General features: G+C 36.3%; 21 protein-coding genes. 10 read left to right on the top strand and 11 right to left on the bottom strand.

The window, feature by feature from the left end; translation table 11 throughout:
* Window positions 1–131: 131 nt before the first annotated feature.
* Window positions 132–1,652 carry a succinate CoA transferase gene (locus AO843_RS19795; protein ID WP_054612796.1) on the bottom strand — a complete coding sequence of 507 codons (1,521 nt, stop codon included), beginning with the start codon at window positions 1,650–1,652 and terminating at the stop codon, window positions 132–134.
* Window positions 1,653–2,019: 367 nt separating this feature from the next.
* Between AO843_RS19795 and chrR the strand changes: the two genes are divergently transcribed.
* Window positions 2,020–2,751, top strand: a complete 732-nt coding sequence (gene chrR, locus AO843_RS19790) for a class II chromate reductase ChrR (RefSeq protein ID WP_054612795.1) — start codon at window positions 2,020–2,022, stop codon at window positions 2,749–2,751.
* A gap of 210 nt (window positions 2,752–2,961) precedes the next feature.
* Entirely contained in the window at window positions 2,962–3,390 is a 429-nt protein-coding gene (locus tag AO843_RS19785; RefSeq protein ID WP_054612794.1) for a hypothetical protein, read from the top strand.
* 44 nt (window positions 3,391–3,434) lie between these two features.
* Here the strand turns inward: AO843_RS19785 and AO843_RS19780 are convergent, their stop codons facing one another.
* The gene (locus AO843_RS19780; RefSeq protein WP_054612793.1) at window positions 3,435–5,114 is read right to left on the bottom strand and encodes a hypothetical protein; all 1,680 of its coding nucleotides are present in this window, start codon (window positions 5,112–5,114) and stop codon (window positions 3,435–3,437) included.
* Between the two features lie 453 nt (window positions 5,115–5,567).
* Between AO843_RS19780 and AO843_RS19775 the strand changes: the two genes are divergently transcribed.
* The 3 genes from AO843_RS19775 to AO843_RS19765 all read left to right on the top strand — a co-directional run bounded on the left by AO843_RS19775 (window position 5,568) and on the right by AO843_RS19765 (window position 8,601).
* Window positions 5,568–6,218 carry a lysoplasmalogenase gene (locus tag AO843_RS19775; RefSeq protein WP_054612792.1) on the top strand — a complete coding sequence of 217 codons (651 nt, stop codon included), beginning with the start codon at window positions 5,568–5,570 and terminating at the stop codon, window positions 6,216–6,218.
* Between the two features lie 29 nt (window positions 6,219–6,247).
* On the top strand, window positions 6,248–7,477 hold the full coding sequence (gene pepT, locus AO843_RS19770) for a peptidase T (protein ID WP_054612791.1): 1,230 nt from the start codon (window positions 6,248–6,250) through the stop codon (window positions 7,475–7,477).
* 161 nt (window positions 7,478–7,638) lie between these two features.
* Window positions 7,639–8,601 (top strand): DMT family transporter, encoded by a 963-nt coding sequence (locus tag AO843_RS19765; RefSeq protein ID WP_054612790.1) that lies wholly within the window; start codon window positions 7,639–7,641, stop codon window positions 8,599–8,601.
* 313 nt (window positions 8,602–8,914) lie between these two features.
* Here AO843_RS19765 and AO843_RS19760 read toward each other — a convergent pair whose 3' ends face one another.
* Window positions 8,915–9,346 carry a DUF4395 domain-containing protein gene (locus AO843_RS19760; protein ID WP_054612789.1) on the bottom strand — a complete coding sequence of 144 codons (432 nt, stop codon included), beginning with the start codon at window positions 9,344–9,346 and terminating at the stop codon, window positions 8,915–8,917.
* 119 nt (window positions 9,347–9,465) lie between these two features.
* On the opposite strand from AO843_RS19760, the gene AO843_RS19755 reads away from it, so the two are divergent.
* Window positions 9,466–10,176 (top strand): hypothetical protein, encoded by a 711-nt coding sequence (locus tag AO843_RS19755; RefSeq protein WP_054612788.1) that lies wholly within the window; start codon window positions 9,466–9,468, stop codon window positions 10,174–10,176.
* A gap of 60 nt (window positions 10,177–10,236) precedes the next feature.
* On the opposite strand, the gene AO843_RS19750 is transcribed toward AO843_RS19755, so the two are convergent.
* A complete protein-coding gene (locus AO843_RS19750) occupies window positions 10,237–10,917 on the bottom strand; it encodes a hypothetical protein (RefSeq protein ID WP_054612787.1) in 681 nt (226 codons plus the stop codon).
* Between the two features lie 11 nt (window positions 10,918–10,928).
* Window positions 10,929–12,041, bottom strand: a complete 1,113-nt coding sequence (locus AO843_RS19745; protein ID WP_054612786.1) for a mandelate racemase/muconate lactonizing enzyme family protein — start codon at window positions 12,039–12,041, stop codon at window positions 10,929–10,931.
* Between the two features lie 80 nt (window positions 12,042–12,121).
* On the opposite strand from AO843_RS19745, the gene AO843_RS19740 reads away from it, so the two are divergent.
* Entirely contained in the window at window positions 12,122–13,363 is a 1,242-nt protein-coding gene (locus tag AO843_RS19740; protein ID WP_054612785.1) for a hypothetical protein, read from the top strand.
* A gap of 57 nt (window positions 13,364–13,420) precedes the next feature.
* Here the strand turns inward: AO843_RS19740 and nhaC are convergent, their stop codons facing one another.
* The 5 genes from nhaC to AO843_RS19720 all read right to left on the bottom strand — a co-directional run bounded on the left by nhaC (window position 13,421) and on the right by AO843_RS19720 (window position 18,230).
* Window positions 13,421–14,869 (bottom strand): Na+/H+ antiporter NhaC, encoded by a 1,449-nt coding sequence (nhaC, locus tag AO843_RS19735; RefSeq protein ID WP_054612784.1) that lies wholly within the window; start codon window positions 14,867–14,869, stop codon window positions 13,421–13,423.
* A 281-nt stretch (window positions 14,870–15,150) separates the two neighbouring features.
* Complete coding sequence (locus AO843_RS19730) at window positions 15,151–16,260, bottom strand: amidohydrolase (RefSeq protein WP_054612783.1); 1,110 nt, start codon at window positions 16,258–16,260, stop codon at window positions 15,151–15,153.
* A gap of 194 nt (window positions 16,261–16,454) precedes the next feature.
* A complete protein-coding gene (locus AO843_RS24930; protein WP_197278964.1) occupies window positions 16,455–16,598 on the bottom strand; it encodes a hypothetical protein in 144 nt (47 codons plus the stop codon).
* Window positions 16,599–16,799: 201 nt separating this feature from the next.
* Window positions 16,800–17,351 (bottom strand): superoxide dismutase family protein, encoded by a 552-nt coding sequence (locus AO843_RS19725; RefSeq protein ID WP_054612782.1) that lies wholly within the window; start codon window positions 17,349–17,351, stop codon window positions 16,800–16,802.
* Between the two features lie 123 nt (window positions 17,352–17,474).
* The gene (locus tag AO843_RS19720) at window positions 17,475–18,230 is read right to left on the bottom strand and encodes a 3D domain-containing protein (RefSeq protein ID WP_054612781.1); all 756 of its coding nucleotides are present in this window, start codon (window positions 18,228–18,230) and stop codon (window positions 17,475–17,477) included.
* A 496-nt stretch (window positions 18,231–18,726) separates the two neighbouring features.
* On the opposite strand from AO843_RS19720, the gene AO843_RS19710 reads away from it, so the two are divergent.
* Entirely contained in the window at window positions 18,727–19,899 is a 1,173-nt protein-coding gene (locus AO843_RS19710; protein ID WP_054612780.1) for a response regulator, read from the top strand.
* Window positions 19,900–19,910: 11 nt separating this feature from the next.
* Here AO843_RS19710 and AO843_RS19705 read toward each other — a convergent pair whose 3' ends face one another.
* Window positions 19,911–20,930, bottom strand: a complete 1,020-nt coding sequence (locus AO843_RS19705) for a GGDEF domain-containing protein (protein WP_054612779.1) — start codon at window positions 20,928–20,930, stop codon at window positions 19,911–19,913.
* Window positions 20,931–21,296: 366 nt separating this feature from the next.
* Between AO843_RS19705 and AO843_RS19700 the strand changes: the two genes are divergently transcribed.
* The gene (locus AO843_RS19700; RefSeq protein ID WP_054612778.1) at window positions 21,297–21,986 is read left to right on the top strand and encodes a response regulator transcription factor; all 690 of its coding nucleotides are present in this window, start codon (window positions 21,297–21,299) and stop codon (window positions 21,984–21,986) included.
* Window positions 21,983–22,969, top strand: a complete 987-nt coding sequence (locus AO843_RS19695; RefSeq protein ID WP_054612777.1) for a sensor histidine kinase — start codon at window positions 21,983–21,985, stop codon at window positions 22,967–22,969. Before AO843_RS19700 ends, AO843_RS19695 begins: the two co-directional genes overlap by 4 nt.
* Window positions 22,970–22,975: the final 6 nt, after the last annotated feature.

Raw genomic sequence — 22,975 nt, 5'->3', positions numbered from 1 at the left:
GTATTCAAACGAAACTAAACAACCAGTCGCCCGTTAAATACCGACAATTGGCTGTTTAAAAGGTGTTTTCTTACTGTCTCAAAAACGACAGTCAGTGCCCTGTCCTTCAAGGCCTTTTTGATAGAAATCTATTATTTTGATAAAGCTGGGTCTTTCATTGTGCCACTTTTTGCGTAATGGACATGCCATGATAACGCTTTTTCGAGGTCGTGTGGCGTATGATGTCCCCCAGTTGCTTCATTGGCATCATTAAAATATTGCCAAAGCTGCTCACGATAATCTGGGTGTGCACAATGATCAATAATTAGCCCTACTCGTTCTTTTGGAGCAAGTCCGCGTAAATCAGCTACTCCCTGTTCTGTTACGATAACATCAACATCATGCTCTGTATGATCCACATGCGATACCATTGGGACAATGCTCGAAATGTTACCACCCTTTGCATAGGATTTAGTTACAAAAATACCTAAACGTGCATTACGGGCAAAGTCACCAGACCCCCCGATTCCATTCATCATTTTGGTACCCGAAACATGCGTAGAATTAACATTTCCGTAAATATCAACTTCTAATGCTGTATTCACTGAAATTAATCCGAGTCGGCGAATGATTTCTGGTTGGTTAGAGATTTCTTGTGGACGCAATACTAATTTATCCGCATACTTTTCGAAATTCCCATAAACACGGTTTCCTACTTGTTCAGAGAGGGTAATGGACGTAGCAGAGGCAAAATTCACTTTTCCTGCATCCATTAATTCAAATACTGCATCTTGAAGTACTTCTGAGAATACTTCTAAGTTCTCAAACTCAGAATCCTTAAAGCCTAGTAATACCGCGTTCGCCACTGATCCAACCCCAGATTGGATAGGACGCAAGCTTGTTGTTAAACGGCCAACTTTAATCTCTTCACGCAGGAAATTTAATAGGTGATTAGCCATAATATCTGTTTCCTCATCAGCAGGTACGATCGTTGATGGCGCATCTAAAATATCAGAAACTACGATACCTTTAACTTTATCCAAATCTAATGGAATACCAATTGTACCGAGACGATCGGATATATTTTGTAATGGAATTGGGTCACGCTTCCCTTGTTGTGCAGGAACGAAAATATCATGTACTCCTTCTAATGCATCAAGTTGTGCTACGTTTAATTCAATGATGACTTGATCTGCCTCTTGCACAAAAATTGGAGAGTTACCAACTGAAGTTGTAGGAATTAATAAACCGTCTTCAGTAATAGCTGCCGCTTCAATAATCGCAAAATCAATAGGTCCTATAATGCCTTGGCGTACCAGCTCCGCATTATGAGACAAATGTGCATCCACAAATGTGATATCACCGCTATTAATTTTATTACGAATACCAGCATCTGCTTGGAAAGGTCCGCGCTTGCGAATAACACCAGCTTCCGCTAAGTATTGGTCAACCTCAGGACCAAGAGATGCACCTGTATATACATCCACTTGGAAACTCTCTTTTTTAGCTTTCTCTACAAGTGCAAGTGGTACGACTTTTACATCACCAGCACGAGTGAATCCGCTCATCCCTAATACCATACCATCTTTAATCCAAGATGCTGCTTCTTCTGCTGTTACAACCTTACTCCGCAATTGCTCATGACGAAGCTTTTTCGCTAACTTTTCTTCCATTCCCTATTCCTCCATCCCAATTTATTTTTGTTCAACTAGTATTTGGTTTCATTATCTCTGTCATCAAATTACCTCTGGTGAAACAACATCTGCAAGAGGCTTTATCTTTAGTTACAAGAGCTATCCCTATTCCTCTTCTACATAAAGATAATCTAATTTTTGGTAGCACAACCAAATAAACAGTCGCTTCCATAATTTTATACTATTTAGAATATTTAATCTATATCAAATGAAATATTTTACTTTACGAGATAATTTCTACATTTTTAAACTATTTAAATATAACTATATATCCCTCTTCATTCGATTTTGATTAGAAAGCGTGCTATGCTCTTGATATATTTAAGACACAAAGGAGAGTATGCAAATGGTTAAAGAATTATTACGAAACCATTCCTCAGTACGGATCTATGATGGCAAACCGATTTCAAAAGAAGTTATTGAAGAATTAATCGCAACAGCGCAAATGGCTGCAACCTCACATTTTGTGCAGGCATATAGTGTTATATGGGTAACAAATGCAGACAAAAAAGAAAAATTAGGCTTACTCTCTGGTAACCCTCGTCAATATGAAACTTCCGGCGGTGCATTTGTTTTTTGCGTCGATTTCAAGCGCCTGCAAACCGCTGGTAAATTAGAAGGAGTAGACATCCTAGCTGATTCAGCCGAAAATGTCCTTGTTGGGGTAGCAGATGTATCATTGTTTGCACAAAACTTTGTTATTGCAGCAGAATCAATGGGATATGGCATTTGCTATATTGGAGGTGTACGCAATAAACCTTCAGAAATAAGTGAATTATTTAATTTACCAGATTACGTTTTTCCATTATTCGGACTAACGATTGGCGTACCAACTCGCCGTAATGACGTAAAACCACGCTTACCTGTGTCTGCCGTATTACATGAAAATGAATACAATGCCGAAAAGTATCAGGAACTTTTACCAGCATATAATGAAACAATGGAAATGTATTATAATAATCGATCATCCAACAGAAAAATTGATAATTGGACAAAACAAATGGCTGATTTTTTAATTGAACAACGTCGTCCTCATATAAAAGAGTTTTTAGCTACTAAAGGATTTAATTGGAAATAATTCATTTCCGTAAAAACGGGGTTACTATCGAATGATAATAACCCCATTTTTTTCATAATTTATTTACCTATTTGTATTAAGTTTAGTTATTTTGTCTCGATATATCTTTTGAATACAGCTACAAATTAAACGAAAAGACTCTTCCATTTTCCAGCAATTCCATTCATATTAATAAATGATTATGTTTTTACGAAAGGAGTTATACAAGCAATGTCCTATATCAATAAGCATCTTGCTCGCACCTTAGAACAACAACATAAGAGAAGTGTAAGAGGTTTATTTTTAAAAATAGAAGAACTGAATAATGCTTGCACCCAGCTAAGAAAACGACTTGAACCACCAACTAATGATTTAGCCTTTTATAAATATGCGATAGACTATGTCAATCAGTTTGTTGCCCATACTTCTATTCTCAATTTAAAATTTATTACTAATACTCAAAATTTAGAAGTGTTGGTCTTACACGCTTTACTACTATCCTATATTTTAGAAAATGAGGACAACCAAGCTTTTGCATACGAGGAAAGATTGCTACAAGGGTACTTACAAGATATTTTCACATTAAATGATCATGCAAATACACTTTTTATAAACCATCGAGAAAAAATGATTAGCTATATTCAAAACCAAGAAACATAAAAAAGACGACCTTGATTTAGAACAAGATCGTCTTTTTTACTTTTTTATTGTAACCCTTTAATAATAAGAGATCGGACTGGTAAGAATTGCTCTCCTGTATCACCATATTTGAGAATAACCTCATCACCTTCTTGTAAATAAATGGCTAAAGGTTCTGTTTCGGCACTTACTAAGTAATTATCACCATTGTTTAATAAGAATGAGATAGTCGTAAAATCTCCTAGACGTTCTTTGTATACTCGTACTACTTTCCCGCTAGCTTGTTTCTCCTCTGCATTCGAACTTCCATCGACCGTATTTCCTCCACGACTTAAAGCTGTTTTATATAGTTTCAGCGCTTCTCTTGGAGTGGTAGCATAAACAGAAATTTCAGGGTTGGCTGCAGAAACGATGAAATAGTTTTGTAAAAATCCGTTTGAATCCAGCACTGCTGTCAGCCAGCTAGCTTCCCCATAAAAGTTATATAGTACAGGCATTTCGCCAGCCCATTTTTTCTCAATAAATTTCTTTTCGATAATTTGCAAATTCCCTTGTGAATCCATATAACTTGAATCTTGATTTCCTGTGTAATAAGTTGCTTCTCCTGTTCGTGCATTCGTTAATGAGTAGCCTAACATGGAATCTACGCCCTCTTTAGGACTTGTAAAATCTGTGAAGTAATACATATCCCCTTTTTCATCGAAAATAGGACTGACATTCGATTCAGTTCCTTCATCCGAAGGAATCTTTACATCTTTTTTACCAAACATACTGTTCCAAAAACCATGAACATAATTACCAAAATAACTATTCTGTAAACTTACTGTCTCTGGTGAAACAGCACCATCAATAAATTCAGGTATGTCACCAAGCTTAACAACTTCCGATTTTCCTGTAAGTGCATCAACCAAGACAATACCTTTCACATCAAAGCCATTACGGCCGGAAATAAATTCTCCATATGAGCGAATGTAATAAGGCTTACCTTCATCATCTACTTCAAGTTGTACATCTCCGTAAAATATAAGGAATGGATGTTGTAAACGAATATGACGTTCTAAATTAGCATTTAAATAGGCTGAAGGAACATATTTCATTTCCTCTTTTACGAATTTAGGATTATCTGCTGAATCTGTAGCACTCATAATAAAGTAACCAGGCGTTGTATCACCATTCATCCATTTAAAGAATCCAGAAAATTCAACTGGTGCAATATAAACATATTCGCCCTTTACTTTTTGAATCTGTAAACGTCCTAATTCATAGTAGCTAGTATTCGGCACTTGTCCGAAAGCCTTTTTCATTTTATTGCGAGCAAATTTCGGCGGAACACTTGCAGGTGTCTGTGTTTCATCGAATGGCTTTAGCTCCACCTCTTCCTTCATTTCTGAAGACTTAAATTTTTCATTTGCATTCCATAATGGTGCAGACAGAACATAGACTGCTACACCTAAACTAGCTAAAAATAAAACACCCTTTATTTTTCGTTCAATGCCACTTGCAAGCATTGCACCAATTAACGTTAATAAAATAATAGCAGGCCAGAAAACAAGCCAATTGACGTCAATTTTCGTTACATATAAAGTGATTCCTGTTGCTAAAAACCCGAGCACAAAGACACCGATAAAAAAGTATCCAATCACCTTTCTAGATTTTCCATCTTCTCGCTTCTTGGTAATAAGCGGTGTTACTAACACACTCGCGATTATTGCAATGACTGCAGAAGCTATCAGTAGCTTAGTCATTAGGTTCATCCTCTCTTAAAGCTTTCTGTCTTCTTATTTACGGTTACATACTAAAAAAGTTTCATACATAAGGTATATTAAAAAGACACGCTCTCTATCAATTGTGTCCCGGCGTAATTGAATCAGATTTTTTCATACCTTTCTTGAAAAGCTTCACTTCAAAATCCGTGACATCTCCCAGAGGTTTTGGGGCAGATGATGTTGGTCACACCGACATTGCCACAGGACGTGACACTTCTTTGGCGATGTTCCCCTATTTCAGCGAGTGTTTGGACACCCACTAAATGAATTGTCCATTAAGTAATCAGCACGTCACCTATAGATGTGAAATCTTCAGCACCGGACGATTCATAAAAAATATTTGCTTCATCAAGATGCAATTCCCTTTTTAGAAAAGGAATAAAGGAATTCTATCATAAAGAAAGAATTTCAATAGAAAAGGAGCTGAAAAAATTGTTTAAAAAGTTATTAATAGCATTCATCATTTTATTTGGTCTTTATTACATTTTTCTCTTTTCCCAAATTGCAGAAAGTTTAAAACTAATCTTTAAAGTCATCCCAATGTTGTTGTTGATCATTTTAGCTGCCATTCAGAAACCCGTACATATAAAAAAATATCAACTGTTGATTATCACAGGTCTTGTTTTTTGTATGATTGGCGACTACACATTGCAATGGTTTTTAATTGGGTTGACTAGTTTTCTTATCGGTCATATCTTTTATATTTTTGCCTTCTCTACTGCAAACGAACGACAAGTACCAACGTGGGCCAAAATTTTCTTATTACTTTACGGAGCAGGAATGGCTATTTGGATCGCAGGGTCCGTCTTTAAAACTGGTGAAACAATCCTAGCTATTGCAGTGATTGCTTATATTTCGGTCATTTTAACGATGGGATGGACAGCAATTAAAACAGGATCTAAATTTGCTACAATTGGGGCTTTGTTATTTATTGCTTCGGATTCCTATTTAGCAATTAATAAGTTTGTGATGCCATTAGCTTTTTCACATGAGGTAATTATGTTGACTTACTATAGCGCACAATTACTAATTGCTTTAAGTATTCTTCAATATTCCGAAATCCGAAGTAAAGTGTTACAATAATTACACATACACATTAGGAGGCCATACTTATGAAAGAACAAGTAATTGAGCGATTAATACGCTATGCAAAAATTGATACACAATCAGACTTCACAAGCGAAACTACTCCTTCTACACCAAAGCAATTTGATCTGTTACATATTTTGAAAGATGAACTTGCCGCTGTAGGCTTAACAGACATTACATTAGATGAAAATGGCTATTTATTTGCCACATTAGAAGCAAATACAGATAAATACATTCCAACTATTGGCTTTTTAGCACATGTGGATACAACTACAGATTTTACAGGTACAAATGTAAACCCACAGCGCTTAGATAATTACGATGGGGGAGATATTCAGTTAAATGAAAACTTAGTCATGTCACCAACTGATTTCCCTGAACTTGAAAATTACATTGGTCAAACACTTATTACAACTGATGGCACTACATTATTAGGAGCTGATGATAAGGCTGGTATTGCTGAAATTATAACAGCTATGGAGTACCTTATTCAAAACCCAAGTATTAAGCATGGTAAACTACGTGTAGCATTTACGCCGGATGAAGAAATCGGCCGTGGCCCACATAAATTTGATGTGGCTGCATTTGGAGCAGACTATGCCTATACAATGGATGGCGGACCACTAGGTGAGCTACAATACGAAAGCTTCAATGCTGCTGGAGTAAAGGTAATAACAAAAGGAACAAGCGTTCATCCTGGATCTGCTAAAAATAAAATGGTTAATGCCATCACAATGGCTATTGCCTTCCAAAATGAAATGCCCGTAGATGCAGTTCCTGAAAAGACTGAAGGTTATGAAGGTTTCATTCATTTAATGGGCTTTAAAGGGGCTATCGAGCATACGGAGCTATCTTATATCGTTCGTGACCATGATCGTCAAAAATTCGAAGCGAAGAAACAATTAATGCAAGATGCTGCAGCTAAAATTCAAGCACAATTTGGTGAGAATGCCTTAAGCATTACTATTGAAGATCAATACTATAATATGGGTGAAAAAATCGAACCTGTAAAAGAAATCGTTGACATCGCTCGGATGGCAATGGAAAAATTAGATATTGCACCAATTACCCTACCTATACGTGGTGGTACTGACGGCTCACAATTATCTTATATGGGCTTACCAACGCCAAACATTTTTGCTGGTGGCGAAAATATGCATGGTAAATTTGAATATGTATCTGCTGAAACAATGGAGAAGGCAACACAAGTCATTATTGAAATCGTTCAGCTATTTGAACAACAGGCAAAATAGTTTACCTTGTATCAATGAAGTTTTTCAAGTGAACTTGAAATGCTGGACGCCAGTAACGAAGAAAGGTTCTTTCCTTTCTTCGTCATTTTTTCTGCATTAATTACTGAATATTCAAATTACATAAAGGATTTGAGCTATGAACTCAAATTGAGGTGATTCTTATGAAAGAAATTGCTATAGGCATAGTAGCTTCCCTTTTCTTTGCTGTAACATTTATTTTAAATCATGCCATGGAAATGCAAGGTGGTAGCTGGCTATGGAGCGCATCATTACGCTATTTTTTCATGCTACCCTTTTTGCTTATCATTGTGTTTTATCGCAAAGGCTTTTCACAATTATCTAATGAGATAAAAGCACAGCCTACAGCTTGGCTTCTTTGGAGCTTTGTAGGATTTGTTTTATTCTATGCACCGTTAACCTATGCCGCTGCATTTGGCCCAGGCTGGTTGGTTTCTGGCACTTGGCAATTTACCATTGTTGCTGGCGTATTATTAGCTCCACTCTTTATGACAGTTATTGCTGGCAAAAAAGTACGTCAAAAAATACCCTTCATTTCGCTTCTAATCTCATGTGTCATATTAGTAGGTATTTTACTAATCCAAATACCTCAGGCACAATCGGTTTCATTTAAAAGTTTAATGCTTGGGATCTTGCCTGTCATCGTCGCTGCATTTGCCTATCCTCTCGGTAATCGTAAAATGATGGACGTCTGTGGAGGACGTATTGATACCTTCCAACGTGTTCTTGGTATGACGATTGCTTCGATGCCAGCATGGATTATCATGGCTATTTATGCCCTTTTCACAGTCGGACTCCCTTCAACAAGCCAGTTACTCCAATCATTACTTGTTGGTATTAGTTCAGGCGTCATAGCAACTATTTTATTTTTCATTGCAACAGATCGTGTAAGAGATCATCAAGGCAAATTAGCTGCTGTTGAAGCTACCCAATCAACAGAAATTCTTTTTGTCATTATTGGTGAGGTTATATTATTAGGTATTCCATTCCCTAACTCGATTGCCCTGGCAGGTCTAGGCGTCATTATTGTCGGAATGCTACTGCATAGTTATTATACAATGATTCTCGGGAAGAAAAGTGCTGTTCAACAAACGCCTTCTTCATAACAGCTCATTTTTTAATGGGCTGTTTTTTCTTGGCTGTATCTAGATAATAAATACCCCTACAGATGGCATTTTCGAGTTAATTAGGCTTATCTAAAAAAAGACGACTTCATTCTATAATAGAATGAGCCGTCTGAGATTTTCACGTTCCCAAAAAATGAGGGGGGTTTTAGGAGCGTAATCATGAACTAGCAAACTTCTGGAGAAAAGTAGCTAAAGTTCATCCTCTCTACACTGTATTGTAGTGGAGGAATAATCTTTATACGATAATGATAATCATTATCAATTAAATTGTCAACAATAATCTAATAATTTTTTAAAAAGATTTTTTTAACGAGCGGCGGTACTGCCATTGCTTCAGTTGAAAATGTAAAAAACAACCTATACAGAAACCTGCTATAGCAATGGAAGAAGCTAATGCTACCATTACCGTAAAGATATGGCCAACTACATGCCAATTTAATAAATAGCTTAACAGACCACCAGTCAAACAAAAGCTAGCAATGCTGGCATTAAATTTTTGCTGCTGTGCATCTTCCGGTATATAGGCAGATGGAGCTTTTTTGAGAAACAGCTTCCCAGAACGAATAATGGGGTTATAGTTACATAAAACACCCAATAAATTTGCAGCCAATGGAATAGCTAATATCCACACGATCCCTGTTATCCATGTAAAGATCACACTTAAAAGAATCGTCCATTGATTAAGTCGTACCAGTGGCCTTGGAATTGCATGAGGCAATGACAATCTAAAACCCACCTTTCTTATATGTTTAATGTATTTTACTATATGACATACCATTTGTGAAGCAAAAATGATTACTTTATAATTGAATTAACGAAAGCTCTTAAGAAAAGGGGATCATCATGCCAGCTTTAACGATGGATCAAGTTCAACAATTAAACTCCTATAGTATTTATACAACTGAACCAAAACGAACGTTATTTACTTTAGCTGATATACATAAAGACTTTTACCATCCTGATTTTTTAAATCTCATGATGGGTATCACAGATGCTGCTACGGAAACTGCCGCTATCTCTCACTTTGCCCGCCGCTATGGGATGTTTTTTGCTATGCAACTTTATATGCTCTGTGCTTATGACGAGGTGTGGGATGGTAAGCCGATTGAGTTACGATTTGATGCTGCCAAGGAATTCAACAGCTTTACTGTCGCGATGTTTGTTAATCCAAATGATTGGCGGTATGTTGAGGAGGCCGAACGTCAAGCTGTCATTGAAAAAATCCTATATGATGGTCATGTGATTGTTCAACAGCTTCGAAAAGTAACATCAATCTCCCCTCTTACTATTTGGGAAAATTTCTTTGGCTATTTGCTATGGCATTATCATATTCTACTCTCAAATCCTGGCTTAGCTGATCAAGCTATGGAGGATATAGAGATCTTGGAGGATCCTATAACATGGGCACGCTTCTCCAATAAATCTTGGTGGGCACAATATACAGGTGGTCTAAGTCCGACTAATTTAGTAAATGTTCCTGTTCGAAAATCTTGTTGTTTTTCGAAAGATATACCTGGATTAATGGCGTGTGGCTTTTGTCCAATGAAGAATTAATAGCACTTAAAAAAGCCTTACCTTCCACAGTTGAATGTGAAGGGTAAGGCTTTTTAGGTTTTATTTTTGGTATACAACAAACCAATCATTATTTTCTTCATACATAGACGTACCAAGATAACCTTGTTTTAAAAGATGTTGTTGAGCTGCTGTATCCCCCATTGTGATGACTTGTTTTTCTGTAAATAAAGGGAGCTTTTGACGTAGGTCTTTATAGAAAATATAACGTAGTTTATCTACATATTTAATTTTTAATCCTTTAATAACGAGGTCTTGTGAAAACTTATCTTTTAAGCTCGGAATATTATACGGCTTGACTGTTGAACATACGTAATCGTATTTTCCTAAATCGATGTTACTCATAACCACTGTAGCTAATGTTTTCTGTAGGCTGTAGCCACGATATTTTGGTGAAACATTCGATATCTCTTGATATAAAACTCGATTAAATTCGTTCTCTGGAATTCCACAGTCATAACCAAGATGTTCCTCATCAAAAGGAGGATTTAATAGGGCACGAAAGGCAATCAACTCATCTTCTACATAGGCGCCTATCATCATACCATGACCATTTAGAATATATTCAAATTCCTCTGTGCTCAATGGCTGTAAGATGCTTTGGTCTGCTAAAGCTTCATAAACCTCCACCTGCAACTCCTCTATTTGTTGTAAATGTCGAAGTGTTAGCTTTGTGACAAAGTATGATTCCTTACCAAGCATACCTTCATAAATTTTTTCCATGTGTCGCCTCCTTAGGCTGTTACAACAGTTGAGAACTTACATAATTCCTTGATGACAACTTCATCCACATCAACACCTAGCCCAGGCTGTTCATTTAAACAGATAAAAGGAACATCATACTGGAGGTTGCCCACATCTTTAGAGAACTTCAGCGGGCCTGTCAATTCTACACTTGTCATGATTTTTTTAGAAAATGCTACATGGAAGCCTGCTGCAGATCCAACAGAAGACTCTACCATAGACCCGACTTGACATTCAATACCTGCCATCTCTGCCATAACCGCCAGCTTCATAGCTGGATAGATGCCTCCACACTTCATTAATTTTATATTTACTTTATCTGCAGCACGCTTGGCGATGATTTCACGCATTTCACGTACGCCACGAAGGCCTTCATCAATCATTAGAGCCACATCTGATTTCGACTTAATCTCTACCATCCCATCAATATCTTCACTATCAACAGGTTGCTCTAACCAGTCAATATTTAAATCTTTCATCGCACGTAAGCCCTGTAAAGTAGTCGCAGCATTTCCCCACCCTTGATTGACATCTACTCGGATGGCGATATCTTCACCTACTCGCTCTCTTACTGCTTTAATACGAGCAACATCTCGAGTTACCTCTGTACCTACCTTCATTTTAAATGAACGGTAACCCATCTCTACTCGTTTCTCAGCCTCTTCTGCCATTGCTTCAGGTGTTCCAATACTTAAAACATGTGTAATTGGGAACTTTTCATGATAACGCCCACCTAAAAGCTGATATACCGGAACTCCTAATGCTTTCCCGGCGATATCGAAGCAAGCAATATCAATAGCTGCTTTTGCTGCAGGTACATCTTTCACAATCGTATTCATTTTATCGTGCAGTTTTTCAAAAGCCATTGGATCTTCTCCAATAACAGCGGGTACAAGTTGATGTTGAAGAACAGCATACGTACTTTCCCAAGTTTCACCAGTAACATGTTCATCAGGAACCGCTTCTCCATACCCAACGATACCAGTATCAGTTGTTACTTTTAAAATAATAGAAGGCATTGTATCATATGTAGCATAACTAATGATAAATGGATCAATTAGCGGTAAATGTATAGCATAAATTTCTACTTGTTGGATTTTCACAATAATCAGTCTCCTTTGTCGTCATAGATGTCGCTAATACGTCGCTAAATGTTTAAAAAAATAGAAAAGGAACGATGCCCATGTCTACCAAAATAGCGATTATTTGTTCTAAAGCATTTATGAAGCGTATTATTAGTATCGCACAAAATATAGACAATATTCAATTAGAATTTTATCTTTACAGTCACCCCTCTGAGGCGCCTACTTTAGTGAAGCAAATTAAACCTTGCGATGCACTTTTGTTCGGAGGGACATTACCCTTTTTATATGCCCAATCTTTTCTTCCGGTAATACCAATTCCTTGGAATTATATTAAACAAGATGAAACAACTATCTCTACGACACTCTTATCACTAGTAGCGAAACATGCTGTACCAATCAACAGAATTTCTATTGATGTAATGAACCCATCATTTGTAGACAATGTTTTAGCAGAAATTGAATATGGTGGTCAAAAGCCACATGTTCAACATATATCCATTACAGAACCTACTGAAAATATTTTAAGACGTCACATTGCTTTATGGAATGCCAAGAACATTGATTTTGTGATTACAAGTATTCACAGTGTTTATGATGAATTACAAGCACGTCTAATACCCGCAATGCGCATGATAGATGCCACGAATTCTATTATTCAATGTCTCGAAGAAACTAAATCAAAATCACTCTTATCGAAATCCGAATCATTTAAAGCCGTAGTTGGTTTTTTAGAAATCCCTAATGATTCTTCCATCGACTCAACTATTTTAAATCAAATTGTGAAGGCTACCTTTTCAACCTATAAACAAATTTCATCGCATACCTTTGAGCTCTACACAACTGCTGGTCATTTACAGAACGCGCTCGAAAAGGAGACTTTAGAAGAGCTAATCCAACAAATTGAAATACCTTTTAAATTAGCATTTGGATATGGTCACTCCATTTTAGAAGCCACCCAAAATGCTCAGCATGCTTTAACCTTTTCTAAACCTTGTGAAATTTATATTCTGGATGAACATAAAAACCTATTAGGTCCTTTTCCAAATTCAGAAGCGAAGTTATCTTTAAAAACAGACGATCCTTATGTATTACAAATGGCCAAACTCACAAGCTTAAGTCCATTAAATATTTCTAAAATAATTAATTTTAGTCACGAACGGCAAACAGCACAATTTACATCACAGAATCTTTCCGAATATCTACAAGTTACTAGACGTACAACTGAGCGTATTATCAAGAAATTAGTAGATCAAGGTTATGCAAAAGTAGTTGGCGAAGAAATGACCCATCAACAAGGTCGACCCCGCACCATTTATGAATTGAATTTCGCAACCTATTAAACAACTGTATAAAAGGAATTCTCGTAAATGTACAAGCATCTACGAGAATTCATATCATTAATCAACCATTACCATGTTATCAGTGTTTTCTACTTCTTGTTCTTTTTTACGCTTCTCTGCTTCTGCCATTTCTTCAGGTGTTAATTTAACAATGGCAAATCCAATATATCCATAAATAATAGAAATAATAGGAACCATAAAATTAAGAATGGCATATGGTGCATACTCCATAGCGCCTACACCCAATGTCGCTAAAATAAACACACCACAAGTATTCCATGGGAAGAAAACAGATGTTAATGTTCCCCCATCTTCTAACGCACGAGATAAATTTTTAGAATGTAAGCCTCGTTGTTGATAGACACCTGCAAACATACGTGAAGGGACTACAATTGAAATGTATTGTTCAGAACATGTTGCGTTTGTTGTTACACAGGCTGCAATTGTTGAAGCAATAAGACTTCCTGTAGATTTAGCAAACTTCACAATTACATTCATAAGAGCTTTTAACATCCCTGAATACTCTAAAATACCACCAAATGTCATCGCTACAATGGTCATTGAAACCGTATTCATCATTGAATCTAAACCACCACGATTAAATAAATCATCCACCATGTGATTACCTGTCGAGATTTCAAAGCCAGCTTGTAATGCTTGTACAGCACTTGCAGCCGAACCACCTTGCACAAAAATTTGTAGTAAGAAACCTGATACAATCCCAATAATTAAAGCTGGAATTGCCGGTATTTTTTTAGCTACTAAAACAATAACGCCCACTGGGACAAGTAAAAGTAAAGGAGAAATGACAAAGCTTTCTTCCATCACTTTTAACGTTGTTAAAATTTCTTCTGATTGCATTGAAACATCTGCAAACTTTCTACCCATAATTCCGAAAACAACAAGTGAAATAATCAACGCTGGAATCGTTGTATAAAGCATATGCTTAATATGATCAAATAAATCTGTACCTGTTAAACCCGCCGCTAGATTCGTTGTATCTGATAGTGGGGACATTTTATCACCAAAGTATGAACCTGAAATAACCGCACCAGCAATCATAGCCGCTGGAATACCCATACTTAAACCAATGCCCATACCTGCGACACCAATAGTCGCCATCGTTGACCATGAACTACCAATAGCTAATGACACGATTGAACATAACAGCATAATTGTCACTAAAAACCACGCTGGAGATATTAACTTTAAGCCATAGAAAATCATCGTTGCTACGACTCCGCCGCCAATCCATGCCCCAATTGTCAAACCTACTAAAATAATAATGACAATGGCAGGTAATGCTAAACGTATCCCCTTATACATCATTTCTTCAATTTCTGACCATTTGTATCCATGCATTTTGGCAACAATTGCTGCTACAGTTGTGCCGACAAGAAGAGGTACGTGAGGACTTTGCTCTAAAACAACTACTGTAATCAACATAGTAATAATCATAACTGCAAAAGTTAGTAGTGCCCAGCCCGCATTAATATCCTTTTTCATTTTTCCATCCCCTTTTTTTGCACCAAATCCCTTTTCGGTTTTTCAAAGACGCAAATAATTTTTTACGTTTTTTAGCTTAATATTCAAAAAATTAAAAGTCAACGCAAAAAAATTATGCTTCTCTAGCAAATCCCTTTGTTTTAGGGCAATAAAACGCTTTCAAGTAGCAATAAAAAGCTCTGAAAACCCTTGAATATCCATACATTTCAGGAAATGTTCATGCAAAAAAAGCTATATGAAAAAATTATTACATTTTTCATATAGCTAAAAAAAATATTTTTTTATTCAGGTTTTTTTTCTAATACGCAGGCAAGTACTTTGGCAGCATCAATTAAGGCACTGCGATCAAATGTCATTTTAGGATGATGTAACCCTGGTGTTAAGTTTGCCCCGATTCCAATCATTGCCGCTTTTAATTCTGGCGATTTCACTGTATAGAAATGGAAATCGTCACTACCTGGTGTCATTATTTCATCCGCTAAATGTTCTTCGCCCAACGTTTCAATAATTGCATCCTTCGCCATTTTTGCAGCAACTGACGAAACTTCTGCGCCTGGTGTGAAATCAATCCACTTCCAATCCATGTCTATATCAAATTGCTGTTGAATTGATTTTAAACCGGATTCAATTTTGCTACGAAGGAATTCGAGTTGCTGATTATGCTGTGCTCGAATATCCATTGAGAAACTAGCATTACCTGGAATAATATTTGTACTACCGCCATCTGCTAAAATTTTAGTTAACTTTGCAGAATGGGGTTCAAATGGTGATAGATGAATACTGTTCAACATTTGTTGGACAGCCATAATAACATCAATGGCATTTTTACCTTGGTGTGGTCTCGCCCCATGTGCATCAATTCCCTGAATGGCTCCCTCTAAAAAATAAGCAGCACCATGATGAATAGCTGGCGAAACCTTGCCGAGTGGTAGTTCTTCGATAGGTCTTAAATGTACACCGAATAAATGCGATACCCCATCAACAGCACCACGATCAAAAGCAGCACACGCACCATTCCCTAGTTCTTCGGCAGGTTGGAAAATGAAACGGACACGATGTTGCAATGGTCGATCTTTAAGTAGTAATAATGCCCCAAGCACCATTGTCATATTAGCATCATGACCACAAGAATGATTCGCCTGCCATTTCCCATCAACTTCTTGCCATAATGCATCAATATCAGCACGCACCGCAACAATTTCTTCCCCTGCTCCAATTTCTGCAATTAATCCAGGTACATCGCCCAGTAAGCGATAAGAAATGTTTAGTTCGTCTAATATTGATGCTATTTTTTTTGTTGTCTCGAATTCCTTCCAACTCACTTCAGGATATTTGTGAAAATGGTCAAACCATTGATACATAGTTTCTTCTAATGTTATAGCTTTTGACATAATGACACCTCTATACGCATTTTTGTTTCTCATTATACATGAATCTATTTTATAAAAGTATATATGCATTAAGACCTATTGAAGTGAAAAAGAGCGTAATAAATTTGTATGCTTCTAAAGAATTGGCTATGAAACAAAGCAATGGGCTATGTCAAAAGTTGTTATCCCTTTCAACATAGCCCATCAAATATTCATTATAAGCTTGTAAAAAATCCTTCTGGATATTGCTCATATTGCACCATTGCCAACTGCTCTTCATTTTTATCTTCCTCTTCCTTAAGGTCAAATTCCTGATCCATTAAGTACGTTTCAAATTTTGAGTTTAACAGTTTACCCATCATATCGCCTCCTATTTAACCGAATTTTCTGATAAAAGAATTATACAATAGAATTTCGGTAAAATGCAATAAATTATACTTATTATGCATTATAAATATAAAATCAATCTCATCTTTAGATCATTTTTTACGTTCCTGCTAATTCCAACTCAAAAAAACTGCATCCAATGATGATCGGACACAGTTTTCTACATATTTCTTCTATTGAATAACTCCACAAGCAATTCTTGCACCTGAATTACCTGCAGGATCAGTTTTATAATCATCAGCAGATTCATGGATGACAATTGAACTACCATCACTGTCTAACAATGAATTTGGTTCACCTTTTTTTAAAGTTAGCCCTTCTGCTAAAAAACTCAGATCCACATTACCATCCTCACCAACCTCTAAATTTGGTAAATCTCCTAAATGATACCCTTTTGGATTTAACTTACCATGCTCTTTCTTGGTTGGATTAAAGTGTGCACCAGCTGATTCAAATTTAGGGGGTTCACACTTACCTACTTCATGAATATGAATTCCATGTGTACCTGGTGGTAGATCTGATAATGCCAGCGTCATCATAACGCCATTATCTTCTTCCTGTAAATACGCATTCCCATAACTTTCATTATTTGCTCCTACTACTTTTGCAGTAGCTGTTAAGGGGGATATCGCATTTACTTGTACTTTTTCTTCTTTCTTATCAAAAAAACTACAACCACCTACAAAAACTAATAAAGAAAGGCTAATTAAGCTTATTTTTTTCATAAAAATACCTCCTCTATTTCAGATGGTCTCCAAGTTAGTCGATACTTATGCATTTCTCATTAATTTTAGTCAGTTTGTTAAAAGAACAAAAGGGATCTCTCAAATGAGAAATCCCTTCATTACTTAATCTAAAATTTTGACAGTTACTGTTTTGACACCCCATTGCATTGCTTGTCCCTCGGTAGGAATAAAGACATCAATTTTATTGCCCTTAATGGCCCCTCCCGTATCGGCTGCGATTGCTTCACCATATCCTTCCACCCAAACCCTTGAACCAAGCGGTATTACACGAGGATCTACGGCAATTACTTTTAAGTTTGGATTAGATCGGATATCTGTTCCATTCGCTGTAATTCCGGAGCATCCTTCACAATAGGCTGTATAGGCAGTAGCTCGCATTGTTAAAGTTCTACCAGATCCATTTGTAGGGGTGCTAACAGGCTTCGTTTTTGCTGTTGAAGAAGCCTTTGTAGCAACTCTTTCAGAAGTGTTAGGTTTTGGTTTAGCTGCTGAAGCTTTTATAGCCAAAGATTCACCCGCTAAAATTAAATCTGTAGCAAGGTTGTTCCATGCTTTTAATTCGTCTACTGTTAAATCGTTTTTACGAGCAATTGAAAATAATGTGTCACCACCTTTGATGACATATTCATCTTTCGATGCTTCTTCTATTTTTGACGTGTCCTTCACTAAGTCTTGCTCTGGATAAAACCAAATCGAATCCATTTCCGCGAATTGTTGGAACTCTCCAACAGTTAAATTATAGATTTGAGGAAGTGTCCATAGTATATTGCCTGAATTGTCTTTCGCAGAGGAAGGACTGGCATATAGACTCAAACCTACGGCCAACGTTACTGCTAAAGCTAATGCTTTCTTCTTCATGTTTAGTAATACCTCCAATATTTTATTATTTTTTGCAAGTCTGCTGTTAGCACGCTAGAGTCAAATATTCTAGTATGCAAGCAACAATAAGATTGCAAATTAATAACTCAGGACTGTCTGCCTGATATTAGGAATTATTACTATAAAAACGGAAAAATATACAATTTCGCTTATTTTTTTAGTAAATTGTCCAATTAGATGGAAAAAAACCTATGCTTAGACTAGTATTCTTTATATTAGATATTGCTATTTAAGGACAATAAAAGAAGAAAAAGAGGGTATGTGAAAATGGAAATTAAATCACTAATGTCTTCACAGTTGATGGTGCATCAGCAAACTGTACAACTGAATTTGATGCAAAATGCATTGAACCTAAATACGTCTGCTGCCATTGAATTGCTAAACAGCAACAAGCCCCTTCACAACCTTACAGAGTGGCTATGATAGATATCCAATCTAATAACCTCTAGACTGAATGAAAGGTGGTGTTTTTATTGTGATTCGGGTGATAGTGATGGACGATGAGCCTTTAGCACTTGTTCATATGAAAAGACATTTGGAGGAATTTGATAGTATTGAGGTCATTAAAACTTTTACAACTGTAAAAGATCTCCTTAGTGAGGGACCCAACTTGGACTTTCAAGTAGCATTTCTTGATGTTGAAATGCCAGGTATGAACGGAATAGATATTGCGGAATTATTAAAATCATGGAGTAAAAGCATCTGTATTGTTTTTGTCACTGCTTATCGAGACTATGCTGTTCAAGCCTTTGAACTTCAGTCTCTTGATTACCTTTTAAAACCTGTTTCAAAATCTCGCCTAACGATGACTATTCTTAGAATTGAAGAACTCTTCCAGCCAAAAATAACATCGTTAGCAGCACTACCTCATTCAGAACCGTTGCTCGAAATAAAATGCTTCGGAGAATTTGTTGTTTCCCATGAAGGAAAACCTCTTCATTGGCGAACTATAAAAACGAAAGAATTGTTTGCATTACTGTTCTTACATCTCAATATCCCTGTACCTCGTGACACTATCATCGATATGCTTTGGAGTAATACCGATTTTAAAAAGGCAAGGGTTCAACTTCATACTACCGTTTCATACCTTCGCACATCCCTTTCAACATATGGCTTTTTAGATGTGATCGAATATAGGAACGGGTGCTATATTTTAAAACTAGACCATATTCAATGTGACGCCCACGACCTGGAGATAATTTTGAATAAAAAGGCAGAAACCGGAAGATTGGATATTGAAAGGGCTGAAAAGCTCCTTCAAAATTATCGCGGAGAATTCATGGCTACGTTGACCTATCCATGGACTACCAGTAAAGCAAATTTAATGAACAAATTGTTTACTCAGTTACTGAATGAATTAGCCCATTATTACTCACAAGTACAGGATGTCAAAAACCAAGAACGTTCGTTACTTTTAGCTGTAGAGTTAAACCCATATTCCGATCAAACTACCCAGCAATTAATCAAGCACTATACTAACATTGGGAACCGAGCAGAGGCTATAAAGATTTACCACTCTTTTAAAAGTACTCTATTGTCTGAATTAAATGTTTTACCTACTCAGGAAACAACAAATCTTTTCCAAGCAATTTTACAAGAAGAAGAAAAAGGATTAGGACATAAAAAGCATGCTAATGCAGAACGATAGCATGCTTTCACTCAAGATTTAATAATCATTTGTCTCATATTCCTTACCACACATAAACAATTTCTTCCTGATTGTTTAGCTTTATACAAAGCATGATCTGCAATTTCTATCAATTGATTTGGACTCTGAACGTTTGGTGTAAAAGCAGTAATTCCAGCAGACATTGTAACGGGTCTACCACACGCAGTTTCTTGTAAGGCTTGTTTAACCCGCAAATTTTCTGCCAGCTCTACCGCTTCATCTATACTTCTTAAAGGCAAAATAATCATAAACTCTTCTCCACCATATCTGAAGCACGTACTTTGTTCCTCCATACTGTTCTGCATATGATTAGCAAAAGCTTTTAATACTTCATCCCCTACAGTATGACCATAGGTATCATTTATACTTTTAAAATCATCTAAATCAATTAAGATGATAGCATGCGGAACTTTATTAATAATTAATTCATGTAGAGTTTGATCCATTCTTCTGCGATTAGGAATACCTGTTAATGAGTCTAAATTCAATTGATCAGTTAAATCAGTAATTTTACTTTCTGCGCAAATCATCATATTTTGTACATTTTTTTTCAACAACTTTGCTTCATGATACCAATCAGCAATATTTTCCTTCCCCTGCCCGTCTTCTCCAGCTTCTATCATTTTTGAAAGTTCATTTAGAGGCCGTGCTATTTTTAATGCTAACCATATAGCGAGCACCAAAACTACAGCTATGATTAAAATGATAGGGACGATGGTTTTCGTAAAAAACAGGCTAAAAGGAACAACCCTTTCATCAAGTGAAGTTTCAACTACCTGCTCCATATAAGGTTCTAATGCATCATCTTCTTTCATCGAACCCTTTAGATAACCTTCCGTAATTGCTGTAACTTCCTTTACATATGTATCTTGCATAACTTGTTTATTTTCCACCAAAATTTCATTAAAATTTTGATAGCTACTCCAAATGCTTACACTAGCTGTCGCGAGTACAACCATTATCGTCATACTAACAATAAGAAACGATAACTTTAACTTGAATTTACCCACAATAGATCAATTCTCCCATTGAGATGATTTTTTCGTTAAATCTTATCTATGTTTCAACTCAAACTTTAATATATTTATTCAATCATCATACGTCATACTTCTTAAAGAAAACTTAACAGCTAGGTACTTTTTACTTTATTCAGAAAAGTGGTTATGTTCAAAGAAAGTATAGATACTAATTAGTTCTTTTTATACAGACTTAAAGTATTCTTTTATAATCCTTTAGATCTAATTTAATACGTATCTCGAAGTATCTTCAGCAAGTTTGTGGTGGCTCTTCTTTCATGTTTCAAGGTACAATTCTTCTATAGATTTATGGAATCAGGGTACATTATAAAGTAAAGGACGAAGGAAGGGTCGATAGATATGTACAAGATATACATAATAGAGGACGATGCAAATATAGCTTCACTGATTGTCGAACATTTAACAAAATATCAGTTTGAATGCCATACCGTCCAACAGTTTCAGCACATCGTAGAAGAATTTAATACTATCCAACCACATCTAGTCATTATGGATATCAATCTCCCTACCTTTGATGGATACTTTTGGTCACGGAAAATCCGTCAGTTGTCAACTTGCCCAATCATCATTGTCTCAGCTAGAGTGAATGATATCGATCAAGTATACGGTATTGAAAATGGTGCTGACGACTTTATTACAAAACCATTTTCGCTAGATGTATTTATGGCAAAAATAAATGGATTACTTCGGCGTGCATATGGTGAGTATGCTTCCCCAGACACAAATACCATTACAATAGCCAATACTACATTAAATCCAGATACGGTCCGTCTCCAAACAGAAAGCAACGAAAGCCTGCTAACATTAAAAGAAATGCAACTCAGTAAATTATTATTCGAAGCCTATCCAAATGTTGTGGCTCGCCAACAACTATTAAGTGCTATTTGGGATGATGAAACTTTTGTTGAAGAAAACACATTATCTGTGAATATTGGTCGACTACGTAGAAAATTGGAAGCTATCCATTCTCAGCTTGAGATCAAAACCATTCGAGGTCTTGGTTATCAACTAGTGGAGGAAGAAAAATGAGGCTGTTTTTTCGAGATCATCTAAGCATTATTATTCTTTATAGTATAAGCTTTCTACTCTTACCTTGGATGATTCAAGCATTGGATGATTTATCATCACATTATTTCTATTTTATCTTTCTAGTCAGCTTTCTGTTTATCCTCTGGCTAATAGGCCGCTTTTATAGACGAAGACGACTCTATGCTCACTTAGAAAAAAATGAACTAACAGATGACGAACTTCATCTGTATGAGCCACAAGCATCAATTGAACAAGCCTATAGCGAAAAACTGAGACAAATGCAGTATTTATTTTTAACACAACAACAACGATTAGAGGAGCAAGCACAGGAAAAACAGCTTGTACTATCACATTTTGCACATCAAATGAAAACACCGTTATCTGTTATTCAATTAATCACACAATCAACGCCCAACAAAACTTTTGATGAATTACAGCAATGGCAAACAGTCAGTAAAGAGTGTGATAAGCTGACGTTTACACTCAATCAACTATTAACGTATGAACGTAGCTCAAATTTAGTAGCTGATTTAAAAATTGAACCCATTGTTTTAAAAGGGCTTGTAAAAGAAGTTGTTAATGATTTGAAAGATTACTTTATTTCAAAAGAAGTTTTCCCAAAATTGATGCTCGCTGAAAACCAAATTATTTATTCCGATCGAAAATGGTTAAGAATTGTCCTTTATCAGATATTAAATAATGCCGTCAAATACAGTGATGCAACAAGTACTATCTATGTCCATTATGACAACGATACTTTAAGATTGGAAAATCATGGAGAAACGATCCCTCCGAACGAAATTTCACGTGTCTTTGATTTATTTTATACGGGAGTAAAGGGACGAACAAATGGAGAAGCAACAGGCATAGGCTTATTTTTAGTGAAGAAGATTTTATCTGTATTAGGCCATCCCTTCACCTTAGATTCCTCGGACCATATCACTACGTTTTCCATCAATTTTTCAAACAGTCTAAAAAAATGAATATGA

Origin of the sequence: Lysinibacillus sp. ZYM-1 (assembly GCF_001308875.1) — a bacterium.
GTDB lineage: Bacteria > Bacillota > Bacilli > Bacillales_A > Planococcaceae > Lysinibacillus.
Note: the sequence above shows the minus strand (reverse complement) of the source record. Positions and strands in the feature narration are given on the sequence as shown.